The following is a 17,242-nucleotide window of genomic DNA, read 5'->3' as shown; positions in this document are numbered from 1 at the left end:
ACCTCCAATACCCCAATGGATTTTATGTCATAATTATAAGAAAGATAGCTTTTAATTTCTCGCCAAAGCTTGCTGGATACTACTCAAATATTGCTTTTTTAAACTCTGACGGAGAGCAGCCCTTAATTTGCTTAAAAACCCTGTTGAAGGTTTTGATGCTGTTAAAGCCTGAATTGAAGGCGATTTCAGAAATTGTGTCAGAAGTGTTTATCAGGTAATTTGCAGCTTTTGATACCTTATAATTGTTTAGATATTGCCAAAAAGTCATACCGGTGGTGTCTTTAAAAAATCTTGTGAAGTGGTACATGCTGAAATTAACATATTTTGATACCTCCTCAAGAGTTATTTCACCGTATAGGTTTCTGTCAACATAGTCGGCTACTTGCTCCAACAGTTGGAGCTTTTTCATCTGTTTATTCATCTCGGCCGGGCAAAGCTTTTCGTTGGGTATATACCTGATTATTCCTGCTGCAAGATCATACAGACGGCCGCCCAGAAAAAATTCAAAGCCCTTCTCTCTGCGGTGTATTTCCAGATGTATGTCCAGTATAATCCGCTCAAAATATTCGTGCAGGGAAAAGACCTCCGGAGCATTTTCAGGACAAAAGGGAATCAGCGGATTCAGCAGCCTCCGGCCGGATATGCTGTTGGCAAGACTTCCGAACAGGGACAATTCGAAATGGACAATAATCCTGTCACACTTCTGGGGCTGCATCAGAAAATAATGCACCTCGCCCATTCCCACAATCAGGATATCTCTTTTGTGAAGGGTATAAACACAATTATTCAGGCCTATTTTAAGTTCGTCTCCCAAAACATATACAATCTCTATCCTCTCATGCCAGTGGGGAGGAAAAACCTGAACATCGGTATTAAAGACATTTACCGGAAAATGTCCTGTATTTATATTTATACTTTTTTGATGATGAGCTTCCATAAGCCACTCCTGAAAATAAATGGTTTTAAGCCTATTATAAAACATTATATAATATAATTCCATTCACCAATACCTTCTCAAACCATATTATATATTGAACGGAGCAATGCCGGAAAATTGATGCGGTGCGGACCTTGACGGTCGGGCACGCAGAGGGGGGTCCCATATGTACTACAGTGAAAGATTTGATCAGCTTGGCAGCGATTCCAACATAATTACGGGAGCATATGGTGATGTCAATGGAGATAACATAAGGGACTATGTATACCTTACAGGCACCAGGACACCAAACAGCGGCTATATACAGAATATAACCCTGGTGATAAGAGACGGGAGAACGGGAATCAAACAAAAAGCCAGGCTCCAGTCCGACTCCGGATATTCTCCCACAGTAACCCTTCAGGATTTTACAGGAGATAAGATAAAGGACATTATGGTGGGTATCGCCTCCGGAGGCAGCGGAGGAATAATGTTTTACTATATATTTTCAGATGTGAATAACCGGCTTTTTCAGATGTTCGATTATGAGGAGTACAATGGCAGATATAATTATGAGGTCAAATATGAAGACCATTATAAAGTTACCGTAAAAAACAGGGAGAGGGAGGTCTCTTTTATTATAGATATTTCCAACAGGGGCAGAGAATACTTGGACGAAATATATACTCCCCAGGGAATTCTGAAGCAGCCCATAGAAGGCTGGGTAGACCCTTTGGGGGGACTGTACCCTGTGGATTTTGACGGCAACGGGATATATGAACTGCTGGGATACCAGGGTATCTCAGGCCGGTATCATGCAGATTCCCTGGGCTATGTTCAGAGTGTGCTGAAATGGAATGGCAAAAAGTTTTACCTTACCGAGCAATATGTTGCCGTGTTTGGTGGGGAATCGGGTTAGAGGGACTAGTTGTGTATTTTTTGAATTTGAGATTTAATTGCAGGATTATTTCCATGTCCCACATTTAGCACAAAACTCTATGAAAGTCACGGCATGGAATCGGTGCCACATTTTTATTTGGTTCAAAATTTCTGTTAACCTTGATGCCTTCTTAGTTAGTCTTCTAGTTAAAACCTACATTCATGTCAAGACATAATACTAATATTGAAAGAAATAGGATTTTATGGTATTGTTTTTTCATAAGCGGCACTTCAGAAGGGAGACTACGCTTTATGAAAAAAAAAATATTATGGGTTGTCATTCCCCTGCTCTTGATAGCAGCCATTTCCGTGCTGTTATTTTTTCAGATTAAGTACCCAAAAAAGACCTTCAGTGAGCTTCTGGGAACGGATGAGGCAAATATAACAAAGGTTTTGATGCGGAAAGGATTTGATATGAGTTCCGTAGAAACTACTGATAAAGCCAAAATCAAGGAACTCATTAATATGTTGAACGACAGATACTACAAAAAGTCTTTCAATCAGGATCCTAGGACAGGATATATCTATGGATATATTTTTTATTCCGGAAATAATAAGGCTTTAACAATGGTTTGCAGCGGAAATAATATATATATAGATAATAAAGAAAAGACTGGTGCTGTTTATTATAACGCAGTCAAAGAAATATCTATTGATTGGAGTGATAACTGGTTTAATTCTCTATCTGATAAAAAATAATATAATATATAAAATGCCCGTTGAAATTAATCTAGCGGGCATTTTCATACTATTCTAATAGAAAATGAGTTTACTCCTTACAAAATACTATCACTCAATTGATACTGAAATTTATTGAATTAATTGAGCTGTAATTTTGCCCATAGGATATATATACTGATGCTCCCGGTGTAACAGCATTATTGTCATATACCTCCATATACTGGTGACCTTCCGTTACGTATAAACTCTATATATCCAACTCCTGTGACTGAGTGGTTAAGATAGAATGTATGACTGAAAAAAGAGATAAGAGATGGACCATAACTCAGGTCAGACTTTACCGTGGACCATGAAGCATTTGTATGTAAAGTTGCAGTAGCCCCATAATATTTTCTTCCTCTGGCAGCCATTTGAATACCTGATGCCTGATTATAAATAGAAGTATCGCCAGTGTCATTTGTTTGCATACAGTTTCTTAATAAAAGCATTGTCTGGTCTTTATCAATATTTCCATTGCTGTCCTTCATGAGCAGATTTGATTTGCCTCTTGAAAAGTGCCAATAATAAAAGATATTATATGCGGATGTGGGAGCACACCCGGAAGGACCCGTCCATAATGAAGAATTCCATTGGTTTTCATCAGTAACCCCATTATGATATATTGAATTTATACTGTTATACGGGTTATTGTACTCAAACATTATGCTGTCCGTTACCCCGTCGGTATCAGTACCTATTTGCTTGAGTGTAATAGCCGATGCCAGCTGCTCAATTTCAGCCCAAGTCTGCTGACTCTCGGTGTTTACAGTTTTTTCAGCTTTGGGCAGCAAAGTGTTTTCTGATGAAGGAATACTCTCCAGCTTATTTTCAGCTATCAAATCCGCTGAACCGTCAGTATAATCAACCTTCGCTCCAAATTTTCCAGGTGCAAGCCACACTACCTTTTTTGTCTTGACTTTTTTGAAGGAATCCAACGAATCTATTGAAGCCATACCAACTTTGCTATCAGCGATATTCAGATCCTCCATAGCTTCTTCTTCAAATTCTGTGTTGTTTACAGTGTATGAATAGCTCGATATCGGAAAATCATTCTTGTTATTACCGATTTCAACATAGCCTGCCGGCTCTTCACCAATCTGCAAATTAACAATATAACTATGTAATTCATTAGACGCATCAAAAACCTCTATAGGTTCTAATGCAGTAACATTTTTGTCCTTCCAGGCTGATTGTTGATTCACGGTTTGGTCTAGCTTAACATGATACAGTGCTGCCGCTATTGCCTCGGTTTTAGAAACCTCCGAGCTGCTGTTTGCATTGACTACTGGTGATGCAGATACAGGTGCCAGCAGAGACAAGCTGATACACAAGCATAAATATATCTTTTTTAGTGACATAAAATACCTCCGTTATTAATCAGATTTTAGTTTCGTTGCTTTTAGAACTTTTACAGTATAGTATACGTTACTTGAAAAAATTGTAATATTTTGAATTATAAGATAAATTCAGCACTCCTGCCAATTAAAACTCAAATCTAATTTAAACGGTATATTTTTCTACTTCTATTCAAAAATAGATTGCGATTTACTCATTCGACCCAAGGTTTTATACATATTTTTCATTAAAATACTGTCAATAGGCTATTTGTTGTAAATCCCCCTTTTATACTCCGCCCCACCTTCTTCTCCCTCATCTTCAGAAAGCTTTTATTTCATTTATAGGGTGGGTGAGCATTGACGGTCAAAAATGTACAATAAAATTATTACAAACAATATAAATTTTAAATATTTTTAACATATACATATATGCCGTATTCATATAAAATTTGGATAGTGAAAATAATTTATTCTGGCTGGTGGATTTATTCCACCGGCCGGTCTTAAAATATATTCCTCCTAAAAAAATGTGAGTCCTTGTGTTTATTTGAACATGAGGATTTTTGTTTTGTAATGAAACTGACAGCCTGTCAATTTTGGACTTTGTCAGGAGTTATATAAAAAGTTTTGAAGAGGAGGTAACAGGCAGTCTGGACAGAATTTTACAGCCATAAAATGCCATCAAATCCGCCCGAAAAAAATAAAAAAATTCTATTGACATACCAGATACTTGTTATGTATAATGTAAAAGCACGTTGGAAAACGGGCAATATAAATGGCGGCGTAGCTCAGTTGGCCAGAGCATCCGGTTCATACCCGGCAGGTCGTAGGTTCAAATCCCACCGCCGCTACCAGCTTAAGCGATAGTAACTATCGCTTATTTTATGGCCCATTGGTCAAGTGGTTAAGACACCGCCCTTTCACGGCGATAACAGGGGTTCGAGTCCCCTATGGGTCACCATTTATTTAAATTTTATAGACTTTCCTAGAATCATTTTCTGATGATGTGGGATTCGAACCCGAGAGGGCGCGAGCGTGGCGGAATGGCCTGAACGGCCATGAAGCAGTGAGCGTAGGAGTCCGGCACCGTAAGCGAAGCGAGCGGTGGACGACGTCAATAGCATGCAGTGCATGCGGCGAGTCCCCTATGGGTCACCAAATTGGGAGCTTAGCTCAGCTGGGAGAGCATCTGCCTTACAAGCAGAGGGTCATAGGTTCGAGCCCTATAGTTCCCACCAATCAAAACACTTTCGTATAAACGGAAGTGTTTTTTTGTAGGCTGAGGGGCTGGCGAAAATTGTTAAAGAGAATTTTCCACGCCGGCAATGTTTTAGATGTTGCAGAACACTAGAGCAACTTGACGGGAAAACTGCGTATTATGACTACTACAACTATTATAGAAAGAACATATGCCAGCACCGGTTTTTTGTTATGCACCATCCATATAAAAAACATCATAACATTCCACAAGACCGAGCAAAGGAAGCACCAGCCATAATTGTATTTGATAAGTCCATATGTGAAAAAGATGTATTCCAGTACTGAATAAACAACAGTGTATTTGACCAATTTCAGAAATTTTCCGAAAACTCCTTCCGGAAGATTTGACAAAAGCATAATGGCTGTCAGCGGCAAGATTATAAACGTATAAATAAGCTCTATGCACGTATGACTTCGAAACAGACCTGGTTTTACTTCCCAAAGGTAGTGGTGGTAATAGATGGTATTATACAGGAGATTTCCAAGGGAAGATAAAAGCATTGTTGCATGATAGCTCTGCCAGTTTTTCCAGTCTCCCCACTTCCAGGCAGAAAAAACAACTATTAGTAATACTGCGGCATTCAAAACAGGTATGACCTCCCTTGCCAGGTTACATGGTGTCAAAAGATATTATGCCCGTTCTGAATTTACTATTATGCAAATACTGAAAGTTTTGGTGTTAACTATCGATATTTCTGAAGCCCTTTCCTATGATTTCAGAAGTATTGCTGATGGTAATAAAGGCGGAGGAATCTATGCTCCTTATAAAAGAGCGCAATTTTATAGCCTGCCGCCTGCTCACAACAGTAGAAATTACATTCTCCTGACTGTGGGTAAAAGCACCTTCCGCCTTATAGATGGTTGCCCCCCTATTAAGCCGGTTTACAATATAGTCTCTGATATCCTTGTCCCTTGCGCTGATTATGACCATTTGCTTACTGACATTCAAGCCTTCGATAACCGAGTCTATGGTGAATGCTTTTAAAATCAGTCCCAGAACTGAATAAAGTCCTATTTTGACCCCGAATACCGCTCCCGCCCCAAGGGCTATCAACAAATCTGTAAGCAAAAGAGTTTTTCCAATATTCAGATTGGTGTACTTGCTGAGAATCTTTGCGACAATATCAGTCCCTCCGGTGGAGGCATTGCAGTTAAATACAATTGCAGAACCTACCGCAGGAAATATAATAGAATAAATGAGCTCCAAAAGCATATCATTGGTAAGCGGCTGACTTAAAGGGAGTACCTTTTGGATGATCCATACAATACCGGATAAGGCAAAGCTGGAATAAACAGTCTTGGAGCCGAAGTCGGAGCCCAGAAAGAAATAGCCTATGCCCAGCAGCAGGATATTTATTATCATCATCATGGGACCGACATCAATCCTGACAAAAAAGCTGCTGGAAATTATAGCCAGACCGCTTACTCCTCCGGTTGCAAAATGATTTGGTATCTTGAACAGGGCTATTCCAATTCCAACCAGCAGTAATCCCAGATTTATAAGCAGAAACTCGGTAATTCTTTTTCTCATATGTGGCCCCCAAAATTATTATTTCCCAGCATTATCTCTGTTGCGCTGCAAAATGCCCATAATAAATGCTGTGAGAAAGGACAGGAAAAATACTATGCACGCTATAAGCGCCAGAATGACAAAGCCAATGTCCTCAAAGCCGGTAGCAAAGAATCTTGCTTTTATATAGGAGGCTATGCCGGCCAGGACTGCCAGCAGTGACGGAATATATCTTACCAGGGGCTTGTCCTTGAACTGCCTGCCAAGAAAAAATGTCGCCAGCATGGCTAAAATGCCGGCTATTGAAACAATCATATAAAATCCTGTCATGGCTGAAGTATCCTCTCTTTTCATATTAGGCAAACGGTAATTCAGGTATAATAATATAATATCTTAAAAAGCTAAAGATATTCAGCCTCAAGACCGGATTTTTATAATGCAGAGCTTATATAACGCCCAGGCTGCGTGCAGCGTTTATAAGGAAGTCCTGCACATTGGTCACTATACTGTTGACACTCAGGCTTCCTCTGTCATGAAGCTTTCCAACTGCAAACTCTGAAATATCAACAGTGTAAAAATATACCGGGCGGAGCCGGCCATCGGCGCACTTCTGCCAGGAAGGAGTCATATTCCCGGCAGCGATGGTATGGAGCTGGGTAGCCAGTGCTATCACTGTTGTTGCCTTCATAATATGCTGCCGCATGGCATCCTGTGCATCATAAACATTTCCAATAACACCTGGCAGCGGCCCGTCATCCCGTATTGAACCCGCAAGGACAAAAGGAACCTTTTTCTTTACACAGGAGGAAATGATGCCGTCAGCCATACCGTTTTGCACTACGAAATCTTCTATTGAGCCCGCACCTCTCACCCTGTTGATAGTCTCAAGGTGGTGATAGTGACCGTTGTAATACAGCTCCTTGGTATATATGTCCTGCCCCAGACCTGTATTGAAAAGGCCCGCCTCCAGATCGTGGGTGGCCAGTGCATTTCCCGCAAACAGTGCATCTACGTAGCCGTGCTCGATGAGACCCGACATGGAGCGGCGGGCATCAAAGTCAAAAGCTACCGCCGGCCCGAGTACCCACACGATAGAGCCGTGCTCCCGGTCATGCCTTAAGATATCGTATAGCTGGTCATAATCTCTTGAATAGGAAGATTCCCTGGACTTACCGGTACGGAAGGCAAAGTGCTGCACCTTTCCCGAACTGCTTTCCTTAAAGGCGTCATAATGAATAAATACCCCGTTGGAAAGGTCTTCTTTGCGTCCGATTACAACAGCCTCGCCCTTTCTGACTCTTCTTGCTTCAACTGCAAAGGGCATTCCGGACCGGATTACGACGGCACAGTCCATTCTTGGCGCATTTATCAATTGCCAGGTATTTTCTATCTTAAAGTACTCAGGATAAATAGTTGTAGCATAAAAATTATCCGGCAGGAGGCCGTCGCCTGGTGCAGGCGAGGTGAGAACAGACGGAGCTGCTTCAAATCCGGATTCGTTAAAATCAGGTGCTGTGTATTGGGGAAGAGTGAACAAAACTGTCATCCTTTCTGAACTGGTATTTTATAGCCGGGATTTATACGGCTATAACCATTGTATCAGTACAATTTTCAATTTTAAAGCCTCTTTTTTATATATAGCTGAAAATATGAAAAACCCGGGCCGTGGGCCAATATCATTAAGTTAAGACACAATCCGTGATGAAAAAACACCCCTGCCTATTTTTGAAAAATGAGTAGGGGGCTTTTTCCGGTATCCGTTTGTTTGAGCGCAATTAATATGGAATTACTTGTGTGAAATTTGTTATAATGTTTATGGGAATGACAAACAGGAATTTGTCACGAAGATAATGAGCATTTGCTCTTGCAGGCGCATTGAAACAGAACTGCAGAAAATTTATATTATACGAGTATTATACCAGGAGAAAGAGAATGAGAGAGTTTAATATCGGCTCAATCGTGCCATTTGGCGGTTATCATTGGCGCATTCTTGATATACAAGGGGCAATGCGGCCTTGATTATAACTGAATACATGATAGAACAACACCCCTATAATAATTGCGCTGGTGATGTGACATGGGCTGACTGCTCGCTAAGAAAATATCTTAACGGTGAGTTTTATAACAAATTCACCGCGGCCGAACGGTCAAGAATCATTCCGGTATTGAACAAAAACCACGACAATCAGTGGTACGGTTCAAGAGGCGGAGAAGATACCCGGGATTACATATTTCTTCTAAGCATTGAAGAAGCAGTGTGCAAATATTTCGGTGACAGCAGTAAAAACCTTGAAAACCGCAGCGCCAAACAACGATACTGGTTTCAAAGGAAAGACGAAAACAACAACAAGCGAAGATCGACATTCGATGGGTATGCATGGTGGTGGTGGCTTCGGTCGTCCGGGCGTGACAATAGAAGAGCCGTATATATCCACGGCGACGGCAATATAGGCATTCAGGGAAACGGCACCTTCCGCTACAGCAGCAACACGATTCATACTTCAACAGGCGATAACAGCGGCGGAGTTCGTCCCGCTCTGTGGCTGAGCTTGGAATTATAACGAGGCAATAAAATGAGCCCCCGCCCCACCTCTTACTAGGTGGCGGGTACCGCTTCGGTTTTCAGGCGGCGAGCATATCCCAAGTATCCGCTTCGCGGATACCTCGTTGAAACGCCGCTGAGGTAAGTAAATTTTTCTACAGCCGAAAAATTTACTTTTGAACCGAGGCGTTATAAATCTTGGGGTACTTTTCAAGTGGTTCGATTATCATTACAACATAAATGTCATCAATGTAAAGGAGAAAATTAAAAATGGGCAAGTACGAAAACGCAATGAAACTGATGGAGGAGCGGTGCGGAAATGGCAAGGAAGAAGTGATTGCCCTTGCGACAATATCACTATCTCCGAGCGCTGCCGGAAATCCCCGACCTGCTGTCCGTATGGTCTGCGCCTATTATGACGGCGGCGTATTTTATGTTTCTACGGATGCAAAGAAAAATAAAATGCTGCAAATTGAGAAGAACGCCGAGGTTTCCGTCGGCGGGTTAGGCTGGTATGCGTTCCAAGGCACGGCCGAAAATCTCGGTTGGGTGAAAGACGAGAAGAATGCGGAAATCAGAGCGAAATTCAAGAGCATCTTCGATTGGTTCGATGAAGTTGGCGACGAAAACAATCCGACCTCAATCGTTCTGCGTATCACCCTTACGGAGGGTACTATTACTGACAATGAAAGAAAATACGGTGAGCGGCAGTATGAAGTTGATTTTATCAATCATACGGCAAAATAAATAAATCCGTATAGTATGAGTGTTCGCTCCTGTAGTCGAAGTAAAACAAAGCTATAGGAAATTCATTTAACAAACCGGCAAATTCCAATTTGTCGTACTCCATAATTTGTGATAGTGAATTTTGTAATGAAAAAGAATAGGTGTTTCAACGTAAAACAAGTGGTGCGGTGGTTGTAATACCGTGCCCCTGTTTTTGTATCTCAGAAAAACACAACCAGTAATCGGCATTATATAGAAAAGCTCGCTGATTGCAGAATCTGCGTATAATTAAATGATTGAGCCATATTCTGAAACTAGAAGTTTGATAACGGTTTCCATCGGGAGCTTGCGTTGGCGCGTGAAACTGGCCGGGGTATTGATGTATTCGCCGCGGCACGCGATAGCCTGTGCGATAGCCGCGTCCAGTCCGGTTTTTACGATATTGGGATACGTCATTAACAACATCTCCCATCCGTCCACAAAGTACATAGGCTGGTTCCTGAATTTTGGATTGTCGAATATCGCATTGCTCAATTCTTTTTTCATTTCAGCCCTGATGTTACTTACCGTTCTTTCAATCGCTTTTTCAGGGGTTTCAGACAGCCCTATAATCAGTTTGTCAGAAACGCCACAAATACAACCGTTACAAGTGAGGCCAATGCTGATGCTGTCCGGCAGTTTCCCCATTATTTCGTTTTCTGCTTGTAGATTCTCTCTGGCTTCATTCGCAACCTGGCGGGTAAAACCGGCAAAATATAAATTGTTTCCATGTTTAAGCGTCTCCTTTTATTTATTGACGGACTGCGACATACAAATAAACAAACAGAGCAATAGCAACAGCTCCCACCGGCATGGGAGGCTTTTGCTTCGCTCTGTTTTCAGTTTTTCAGAGGCTGCTGATAATGGAATTAAACAGCAGTCATTCTCAACCTGTAATTAAGCACAGACTCGGAACTATAGCTGAATACTTTTATATAATAGGTTCCGGGTGACAAGGTAACGGTGCAGTCGCCAATACCTCCATCGGAGCAGACATAGCCTCCTGTGCTGTTGTACACACTGAAATGGTAGCTTAAATCCACAGCCGGATTGTAAAGTACGATATGCTCGGTAGTTGTGCTGCTTACAGAAAATCTGTAATAGTCCACATCTCCAAGAGGATGGATATTGGCTTCCAGGTACAGACTTCCCGAGCCCATGTTTGAGGCCAGCTCACGGGTATCGTTGAATTCGTAAGCATCCCCGCCGTGAACAGGAGGTGTAGTGGGGGTTGTAGAGCCGGAACCGGATACGGTCAGTGTGTAATTGCTGCTGGACGTACCCGAGTATCCTTTTACATTGATATAATACAGCCCGGCGCTTAAGGTCCGGGTAATTTTTTCACTGGTATTTCCAAAAGCGGTTGATGAGCCTATGATGCTTCCGTTTGCATCATAGAGTATTAAATCGTAATCGCAGCCGCCAGGAATGTTGCTCAGCGAAAAGGTTGTGCTTGTGCCGGCCGTCAGACGCAGCTTGTAATAATCATTGTCTTTGTCAAATGAAATCTTCCCATATACCGTATCTCCGGCAGATATGGTATTTGCAGTGCCTGTGGAGTCATTGCTCTCGGTTTCGTATACTGTAGCGGCAAATGCCGTACCGGAAAAAGTTATGGAAAACAAAAGTGCGGCACAAATTATCAAAGAAAAGAGTTTCTTCATTAAATTACCTCCGTAAATTATATTTTTGATTTTTGCCCGTTTAAGCAGGGCATTGAACAGTAAAAAGGAATAATATTTTTCCTTCAGGCCTGATTTTCAAGAAATGCATTTCCGATAAAGATATTCCGGTTCGAACCGTTAATCATGAGCTCTGTAATTATTATATCCCATTTGCCCCTTTTTTCCAAACCCCGTATGGGGGTGAACCTGTCCCAAGGATTGGTATCAATGCCTTTGGGGGTTTTGAGAATCGCAGCTATTCTATGAAAAACCGAGCTAATCTGCTCTGATTGACTGCGGAAAAATCTTTCGACAACAGCTTTCATAATACTCGTAGACTTACTTAGTGCTTAGTATTTAAGCAAGCTTTAAACAGTTAAATTGATGTTCTACTTATACGACTTTTTGCTGATAAGTGTCTAAAGAATATTGGCAGTGGTTACCATAAATTGACAAAAAATATTCAGGGGCTGAATTATAATCATTCTGCATGCTAAAGACACTGCAGTGTAATAAACAAGCTGAACACAGGGGGACACATAAGATGAAAACTGGAATGCTTTCATACAAAAATCTTGGAGGATATGGTTCGGTAGTGCAGCAAAAGGGTAAAGGCGGAAAAGCCAATGCAATACTGGACTATCTGAATAAAACAAGTCTGATCATATTGCCGGCAGCCTTTCTGCTGGGCAGAATCTCATTGCTGGGAGGGCTGATGCCCTTCGGAATAGCTCTATATGCGGCCACATTAGGGCTGAATATCAACAGGATAATGATATCAGTTGCAATATTTGCAGGAATGCTTACAACAGGAGCGACAATTCAGTTGTATACAGCAATTGTTGCCATGCTGCTGTTCAATGCAATCAATATTCCATTTAAAAAAAGCCTTGGCTCACCGCTGAGAATAGGAATAATAGCATTTGCCGGGGTCCTTGTACCGGAGATGGTACTTACCTATCTCCAGGGCTTCTTAATGTACGATGTTATAAAGTCATTCATTAACGGATTTATAATTTTTGCACTTGTATTTGTGTTCAAGAATGTTCTGGAGGTTCTGGGAAACCCCTCAAGGAGATACTCGCTTACAAATGAAGAGATTCTCAGCATTGCCATAGCTTGTGCCCTGGCGGTAGGCGGGCTGGGAAGCTGGAGCATTCTTGGAGTGAGTATCAGAAATATTTTATGTATAATTATTATCCTGGTCTTCAGCTTTAAAACAGGTTCCGGAAATGGAGCGGCTATCGGGGTGATAGTGGGAACTGTCATAAGCATTTCCTCAAATTCCTCCCCGCTGATTATTGCTTCCTATGCATTTTGTGGACTGCTTTCAGGAATTTTAAGAAATATGGGGAAAATCGGATCGTGTGTGGGCGTTTTAATGGGCAATGCACTGCTGACCTTTTATACAAACGGCTCAACAGAAGTACTGGTGTTTTTATATGAAATCATAGTTTCAATAGTAATATTTATGCTGATTCCTGAAAAAGCCATGGATTCGGTGGTGGCCAAATTTGATAAAAGCCTGGCGGCAAGAGGGGATAAAAAGGGCTACAGCCTGCGGATAAAGGAAATTACAGTTGAAAAGCTGAACAAATTTTCACAGGCCTTCGGTGAGATGGCAAGAACCTTCGAGGAAATATCAGAAACAAAGGCAATTACGGAGAAGCATGATATCACAGCCATTTTCGACAGGGTGGCAGACCGGGTATGCAAAGACTGCAGCCTGTGTGCACACTGCTGGGAGCAGAACTTCTGCAATACCTATCAGGTAATGTTCAAAATAGTTGAGAAGCTTGACGGCAAGGGCTGGATAGAGCAAAAGGATATCCCGCAATATTTTCTTGAAAGATGTGAGAGGGTGGACGAATTTGTAAAGGCTGTAAACAATGTTTTTGAGCTTTTCAAGGTGGATATGGTGTGGAGAAGCAAGATTGGAGAAAGCCGAGGTCTGGTTTCCCAACAGTTAAAGAGCATGTCTACCATCATATCCAACCTTGCAAATGAGTTGAATACCGATATCAGCTTTAAGGATGAGCTGGAAAATCAAATAGTGCTTGAACTTACGAAGGCGGGTATAAAAAATGCCGATGCGGTAGTATATGAGAACAAGTACGGCAAATATGAAATGACTCTTACCTACAGGGGCTGCGGCGGTAAGAGAAGCTGTATAAGCAGCGTTGAAAAGATAATCTCGGACATAGTAGGGCGGAAGATGGTCAAGGAAGGGAGCGAATGCGGGCTTAATTCCAAAACCAATACCTGTACAATAAGACTGGCCGAAGAAGAGATATTTAAAGTCATTACCGGTGTGGCGAGAATGGCCAAGGAGGAGAAGCATGTTTCAGGAGACAATTATACTTTTTTAAACACCGGAGACGGCAAGTATATAGGGGCCTTGAGCGATGGCATGGGAACGGGGCACAAGGCCTGCATGCAGAGCAAGGCCACGGTAAACCTTATTGAGCAATTTATGGAATCCGGTTTTGACAAGGACACCACAGTCAGGCTGATTAATTCCATACTTGTTTTAAGGTCCACTGACGACTCCTTTGCGACTATTGATATATCGGTAGTTGATCTGTACGAAGGGGAGGTTGAATTCTGCAAGGTAGGAGCTGCACCCACTTATATAAAAAGAGAGGAATATGTTGAAATAATCAAGGCTGCCTCACTGCCAGCAGGAATTTTGAGTGATGTGGAAGTGGAACTCATTCATAAAAAGGTTGGCAGCGGAGACTTTGTCATAATGCTTTCGGACGGGATAATTGATGCCTTTAAGGACTGCCAGGATGGTGTGAAGGAGGTTCAGAACCTTTTACAGGCCATGGATTCCAAGAATCCTCAGAAAATAGCTGATGACCTGCTGGATGCAGCTTTAAGCCACTGCCCCCGCAAGGAGCCGGTGGATGATATGATGGTGCTGGTATCAAAAATATGGAGGCCGAAATAAGCAGCCGGCAAACTGTGAATTTCCTTTTCGGCCATAAAGCCTTCGGAAAATAATCTGGTATTATATCAAAGCAATGCATAAAAATGTAAAAATTCCACAAACTACCCATAATCAGAGTTCTTTGGAGGGTACTATGTTTTATGGAAAATCTAAAAAAGTTATAATTATTAAGGACATACACTCAAATTTATTTGAAGAGGCTATTTTGGTTCTGAAGGAGGATACCGAGCAGGGAAAGGAGGATAGGGGAGTTCTGACTGCCCCGAAGAAAATAAATATTAAAAGTGATTTCATACTGAAGGAGGCAGAAACGGTAATAAACAATTACATTAAGGATAACAAGGGCAATTTTCATTCTCCAAAAAAGAAGGAGCTGTTTAAGGTCAACCCGAAATTTATGAAAAACCTGCTGATAAATTCCGCACTTTTCGGAAGTATAGCGGCAGTGATTTTTCTCTTGCTGAAGCTATTTTTATAATATTTGCTCTATTGATTTTCGTCTGTTAAATAGTTATAGTAGTATAAGTAAACGCAATTGGACAAGGAGCAAATAATGAAACTCAAAACATCAAGGGTTATAGATTTTTTTCTGCTGCAAAAAGATTTTTATTCAAAATTAAACGATAAGAATATGTGGCTATACATAGGCATTGTTCTGGTGGGAATACGTGATGTGGGACTGGGTGTCCTGGGGCTTAGCCTGGCTTCCGCGGATAAGCCTGCCATTGTCTTTAACCTTAAAACAGGCGCTGTTCTTGTGGCGGCTGCCATCCTTATAGGGCTGATAGATGTAGTGTGCTTCTCATATCCGGTTTTTGACATAATAAATCATTTCAAAAAGCGGAGCGGCAATAATTCAATGCCTGTGGGAACTTCCTACACAAGTATTCTGACAAAGGTCATGAAGGTATACATAGTGGTTAATATAATATTAACACCCTTGAACCTGTTGGGCTATTATACCTTGTATCTCAGCAACAGCATGAATTGGCTGACGATGATGTACATTACGGCAGTACTGGATATTATAGCGTACTTCTGGTTTAATGGAGCCATCACCCGAGGCTTGTGCGTGCTGTTCAAGCTTCCGTCAGGCGCCCGCAGCCTGGTGTTCATGCTGGTGTTTTTATGGAATGCACTTCTGAGCGAGGCTCTGGCCCTTTTATTTTCAATGGTTATACACAGATTGTGACCGCGGAGATTTTTTTATATGAAAGTGCTTACTTAATGTTTGCCATGTGGCAAATTTCTGCTATAATAATAAGGCGATGTCTCGGTAGTCTAATGGATAGGACGGTGGATTCCGGTTCCACTGATACGGGTTCGATTCCTGTCCGGGACGCCAAAAACAGCCTCTGGCATAAGCCAGGGGCTGTTTTATTATGCTTTGGAATCGGACCCTCAAATATCTCTACGCCCTCCCAAAGGCTTCCGATACTGAAATCTCAAGCTTTTTGCCCCTGGCGGCTGCAGCTTCGGGAAATACCGGCAAAATCAAATTTATATTGTTTACAGGCATAAATATGGGAGTATTACCCTCCGGGTCGGACAGGACAAGCAATCCATACTCGTTTTTATATATTGCTCCTGAAGCGGTAATGTTGGAACCTGCATATATGGTAACTGCTGTCTCCAGCAGCAGGTATTCATAATAAGCCGTAATGAGATCTGTGTCAAAGCCGGGAGTAAACTGCTGCGGAGGAGTCAGGTACGTGATGGAAGGATTGTACACCGAGCCGGCACCGGTATAAATTGCGGTAATAGCCTGGAGCGGAATAGGCTCCTGCTGCCCTGAATCCATAAGGATGAATATAGCCCCGAAAGTACCGGCAGAGGACTTGTAAAGCTCATAGGGAATTCCCGTTATTGAAGAGGCAGCCAGACCTCTTGTGAAGACTGTGATTACATTTGCAGGATAAAAAGTTATAAGCTGCCGGATAAGGTGGGCTAATTGGGCATAGCTGAAATTAGTCCCGGTATTTAGTATGGGGGATTCCGTATAGGTCAGGATCAGGCTGGGAAAGTAAGGCTCATGCACTATATTGTTTGTGGCAAACTGCACTCCCGATAGCTGGTCGGCGGTTGTAAGGGCAATGCCGAAATTTTCCGCCGTCCCGTTTATCCAGTCAATTACAAGTTCTGTTACATCAATCTGTATATTAGTATACAAATCCTCCGTTGTTACAATATACTGGCTTTCAGTGGCAACATAAGCCGGCTGGGTGGAATAGGTCACTGCAGATGTATCGAAGTCTGCCGTTATCCTGTTTACAATTACAGTACTTGGAGCGGCACCGTTTTTTACTATTACAGCCAGGCTGAGTATCGCACTGTCCACAGATGCCAGGGGAAGCTGGGGCAGATTGATTTTCAGCAGTCCGGTGCAATCGAGATAAGTTGAGTCAGTGCCGACAAACATGAGCGGAAAGGTCGAAAAATTGTCATCGGGTGCACCGGAGGCCACAAAGGTAGTTTGCGGTATGTTTACTGTTACTGTGGGCATTGGTTGTACCTTCTTTCATATTGAAAATGATAAAATTGAAAATGATAAAAATCCTGTATATTAACATAATATGTGCACGGACCAATTATGTTGCAGCCATATAATTCCGTGGAGTGGTTCTTTACTAGATTTC

At 41.9% G+C, this 17,242-nt stretch carries 17 protein-coding genes and 4 tRNA genes; 11 read left to right on the top strand and 10 right to left on the bottom strand.

The annotated features are described in order from the left end of the window. Window positions 1-79: 79 nt before the first annotated feature. Entirely contained in the window at window positions 80-937 is an 858-nt protein-coding gene (locus CLHUN_RS04575; protein ID WP_165755653.1) for a helix-turn-helix domain-containing protein, read from the bottom strand. A 166-nt stretch (window positions 938-1,103) separates the two neighbouring features. On the opposite strand from CLHUN_RS04575, the gene CLHUN_RS04570 reads away from it, so the two are divergent. Beyond that, window positions 1,104-1,835: a hypothetical protein gene (locus CLHUN_RS04570; RefSeq protein WP_080063378.1), complete on the top strand. Its 732-nt coding sequence runs from the start codon at window positions 1,104-1,106 to the stop codon at window positions 1,833-1,835. 272 nt (window positions 1,836-2,107) lie between these two features. Next, the gene (locus CLHUN_RS04565; RefSeq protein ID WP_080063377.1) at window positions 2,108-2,554 is read left to right on the top strand and encodes a hypothetical protein; all 447 of its coding nucleotides are present in this window, start codon (window positions 2,108-2,110) and stop codon (window positions 2,552-2,554) included. Window positions 2,555-2,739: 185 nt separating this feature from the next. Here CLHUN_RS04565 and CLHUN_RS04560 read toward each other — a convergent pair whose 3' ends face one another. Further along, the gene (locus CLHUN_RS04560; RefSeq protein WP_080063376.1) at window positions 2,740-3,933 is read right to left on the bottom strand and encodes a C39 family peptidase; all 1,194 of its coding nucleotides are present in this window, start codon (window positions 3,931-3,933) and stop codon (window positions 2,740-2,742) included. Window positions 3,934-4,689: 756 nt separating this feature from the next. Here CLHUN_RS04560 and CLHUN_RS04555 point away from each other — a divergent pair. The 3 genes from CLHUN_RS04555 (at window position 4,690) to CLHUN_RS04545 (ending at window position 5,150) form a co-directional block, all read left to right on the top strand. Then, a tRNA-Met gene (locus CLHUN_RS04555) sits at window positions 4,690-4,766 on the top strand. A 32-nt stretch (window positions 4,767-4,798) separates the two neighbouring features. Continuing rightward, a tRNA-Glu gene (locus CLHUN_RS04550) sits at window positions 4,799-4,873 on the top strand. Window positions 4,874-5,074: 201 nt separating this feature from the next. Then, window positions 5,075-5,150, top strand: a tRNA-Val gene (locus tag CLHUN_RS04545). Window positions 5,151-5,259: 109 nt separating this feature from the next. Here CLHUN_RS04545 and CLHUN_RS04540 read toward each other — a convergent pair. The 4 genes from CLHUN_RS04540 to CLHUN_RS04525 form a co-directional block, all read right to left on the bottom strand. Continuing rightward, window positions 5,260-5,757 carry a CBO0543 family protein gene (locus tag CLHUN_RS04540; protein WP_080063375.1) on the bottom strand — a complete coding sequence of 166 codons (498 nt, stop codon included), beginning with the start codon at window positions 5,755-5,757 and terminating at the stop codon, window positions 5,260-5,262. A gap of 94 nt (window positions 5,758-5,851) precedes the next feature. Next, window positions 5,852-6,703: a YitT family protein gene (locus CLHUN_RS04535; RefSeq protein WP_080063374.1), complete on the bottom strand. Its 852-nt coding sequence runs from the start codon at window positions 6,701-6,703 to the stop codon at window positions 5,852-5,854. Between the two features lie 18 nt (window positions 6,704-6,721). Next, entirely contained in the window at window positions 6,722-7,012 is a 291-nt protein-coding gene (locus CLHUN_RS04530) for a hypothetical protein (RefSeq protein ID WP_080063373.1), read from the bottom strand. Between the two features lie 115 nt (window positions 7,013-7,127). Further along, window positions 7,128-8,219 (bottom strand): putative NPN-dependent ornithine cyclodeaminase, encoded by a 1,092-nt coding sequence (locus CLHUN_RS04525; protein ID WP_340148322.1) that lies wholly within the window; start codon window positions 8,217-8,219, stop codon window positions 7,128-7,130. 478 nt (window positions 8,220-8,697) lie between these two features. Here CLHUN_RS04525 and CLHUN_RS04520 point away from each other — a divergent pair, with 478 nt between their 5' ends. Further along, window positions 8,698-9,243 carry a DUF6273 domain-containing protein gene (locus tag CLHUN_RS04520; RefSeq protein ID WP_340148321.1) on the top strand — a complete coding sequence of 182 codons (546 nt, stop codon included), beginning with the start codon at window positions 8,698-8,700 and terminating at the stop codon, window positions 9,241-9,243. Window positions 9,244-9,494: 251 nt separating this feature from the next. After that, complete coding sequence (locus CLHUN_RS04515) at window positions 9,495-9,971, top strand: pyridoxamine 5'-phosphate oxidase family protein (RefSeq protein ID WP_080063371.1); 477 nt, start codon at window positions 9,495-9,497, stop codon at window positions 9,969-9,971. A gap of 267 nt (window positions 9,972-10,238) precedes the next feature. Here the strand turns inward: CLHUN_RS04515 and CLHUN_RS04510 are convergent, their stop codons facing one another. The 3 genes from CLHUN_RS04510 to CLHUN_RS04500 all read right to left on the bottom strand — a co-directional run bounded on the left by CLHUN_RS04510 (window position 10,239) and on the right by CLHUN_RS04500 (window position 11,979). After that, the gene (locus tag CLHUN_RS04510) at window positions 10,239-10,637 is read right to left on the bottom strand and encodes a hypothetical protein (RefSeq protein WP_080063370.1); all 399 of its coding nucleotides are present in this window, start codon (window positions 10,635-10,637) and stop codon (window positions 10,239-10,241) included. Window positions 10,638-10,858: 221 nt separating this feature from the next. Continuing rightward, window positions 10,859-11,653: a T9SS type A sorting domain-containing protein gene (locus CLHUN_RS04505; protein ID WP_080063369.1), complete on the bottom strand. Its 795-nt coding sequence runs from the start codon at window positions 11,651-11,653 to the stop codon at window positions 10,859-10,861. 83 nt (window positions 11,654-11,736) lie between these two features. Next, window positions 11,737-11,979 carry a hypothetical protein gene (locus CLHUN_RS04500; RefSeq protein ID WP_080063368.1) on the bottom strand — a complete coding sequence of 81 codons (243 nt, stop codon included), beginning with the start codon at window positions 11,977-11,979 and terminating at the stop codon, window positions 11,737-11,739. Between the two features lie 218 nt (window positions 11,980-12,197). Here CLHUN_RS04500 and spoIIE point away from each other — a divergent pair, with 218 nt between their 5' ends. The 4 genes from spoIIE to CLHUN_RS04480 all read left to right on the top strand — a co-directional run bounded on the left by spoIIE (window position 12,198) and on the right by CLHUN_RS04480 (window position 15,951). Next, window positions 12,198-14,606, top strand: a complete 2,409-nt coding sequence (gene spoIIE / locus CLHUN_RS04495) for a stage II sporulation protein E (RefSeq protein ID WP_080063367.1) — start codon at window positions 12,198-12,200, stop codon at window positions 14,604-14,606. Window positions 14,607-14,739: 133 nt separating this feature from the next. Continuing rightward, complete coding sequence (locus tag CLHUN_RS04490) at window positions 14,740-15,084, top strand: hypothetical protein (RefSeq protein ID WP_080063366.1); 345 nt, start codon at window positions 14,740-14,742, stop codon at window positions 15,082-15,084. Window positions 15,085-15,159: 75 nt separating this feature from the next. After that, the gene (locus CLHUN_RS04485) at window positions 15,160-15,798 is read left to right on the top strand and encodes a hypothetical protein (protein WP_080063365.1); all 639 of its coding nucleotides are present in this window, start codon (window positions 15,160-15,162) and stop codon (window positions 15,796-15,798) included. A 78-nt stretch (window positions 15,799-15,876) separates the two neighbouring features. Beyond that, window positions 15,877-15,951 (top strand) — tRNA-Arg (locus tag CLHUN_RS04480). 66 nt (window positions 15,952-16,017) lie between these two features. Here the strand turns inward: CLHUN_RS04480 and CLHUN_RS04475 are convergent. Further along, window positions 16,018-17,109: a DNRLRE domain-containing protein gene (locus tag CLHUN_RS04475; RefSeq protein WP_080063364.1), complete on the bottom strand. Its 1,092-nt coding sequence runs from the start codon at window positions 17,107-17,109 to the stop codon at window positions 16,018-16,020. Window positions 17,110-17,242: the final 133 nt, after the last annotated feature.

This window comes from Ruminiclostridium hungatei, assembly GCF_002051585.1.
In the GTDB taxonomy this organism is placed as follows: Bacteria; Bacillota; Clostridia; order Acetivibrionales; family DSM-1351; genus Ruminiclostridium; species Ruminiclostridium hungatei.
Note: the sequence above shows the minus strand (reverse complement) of the source record. Positions and strands in the feature narration are given on the sequence as shown.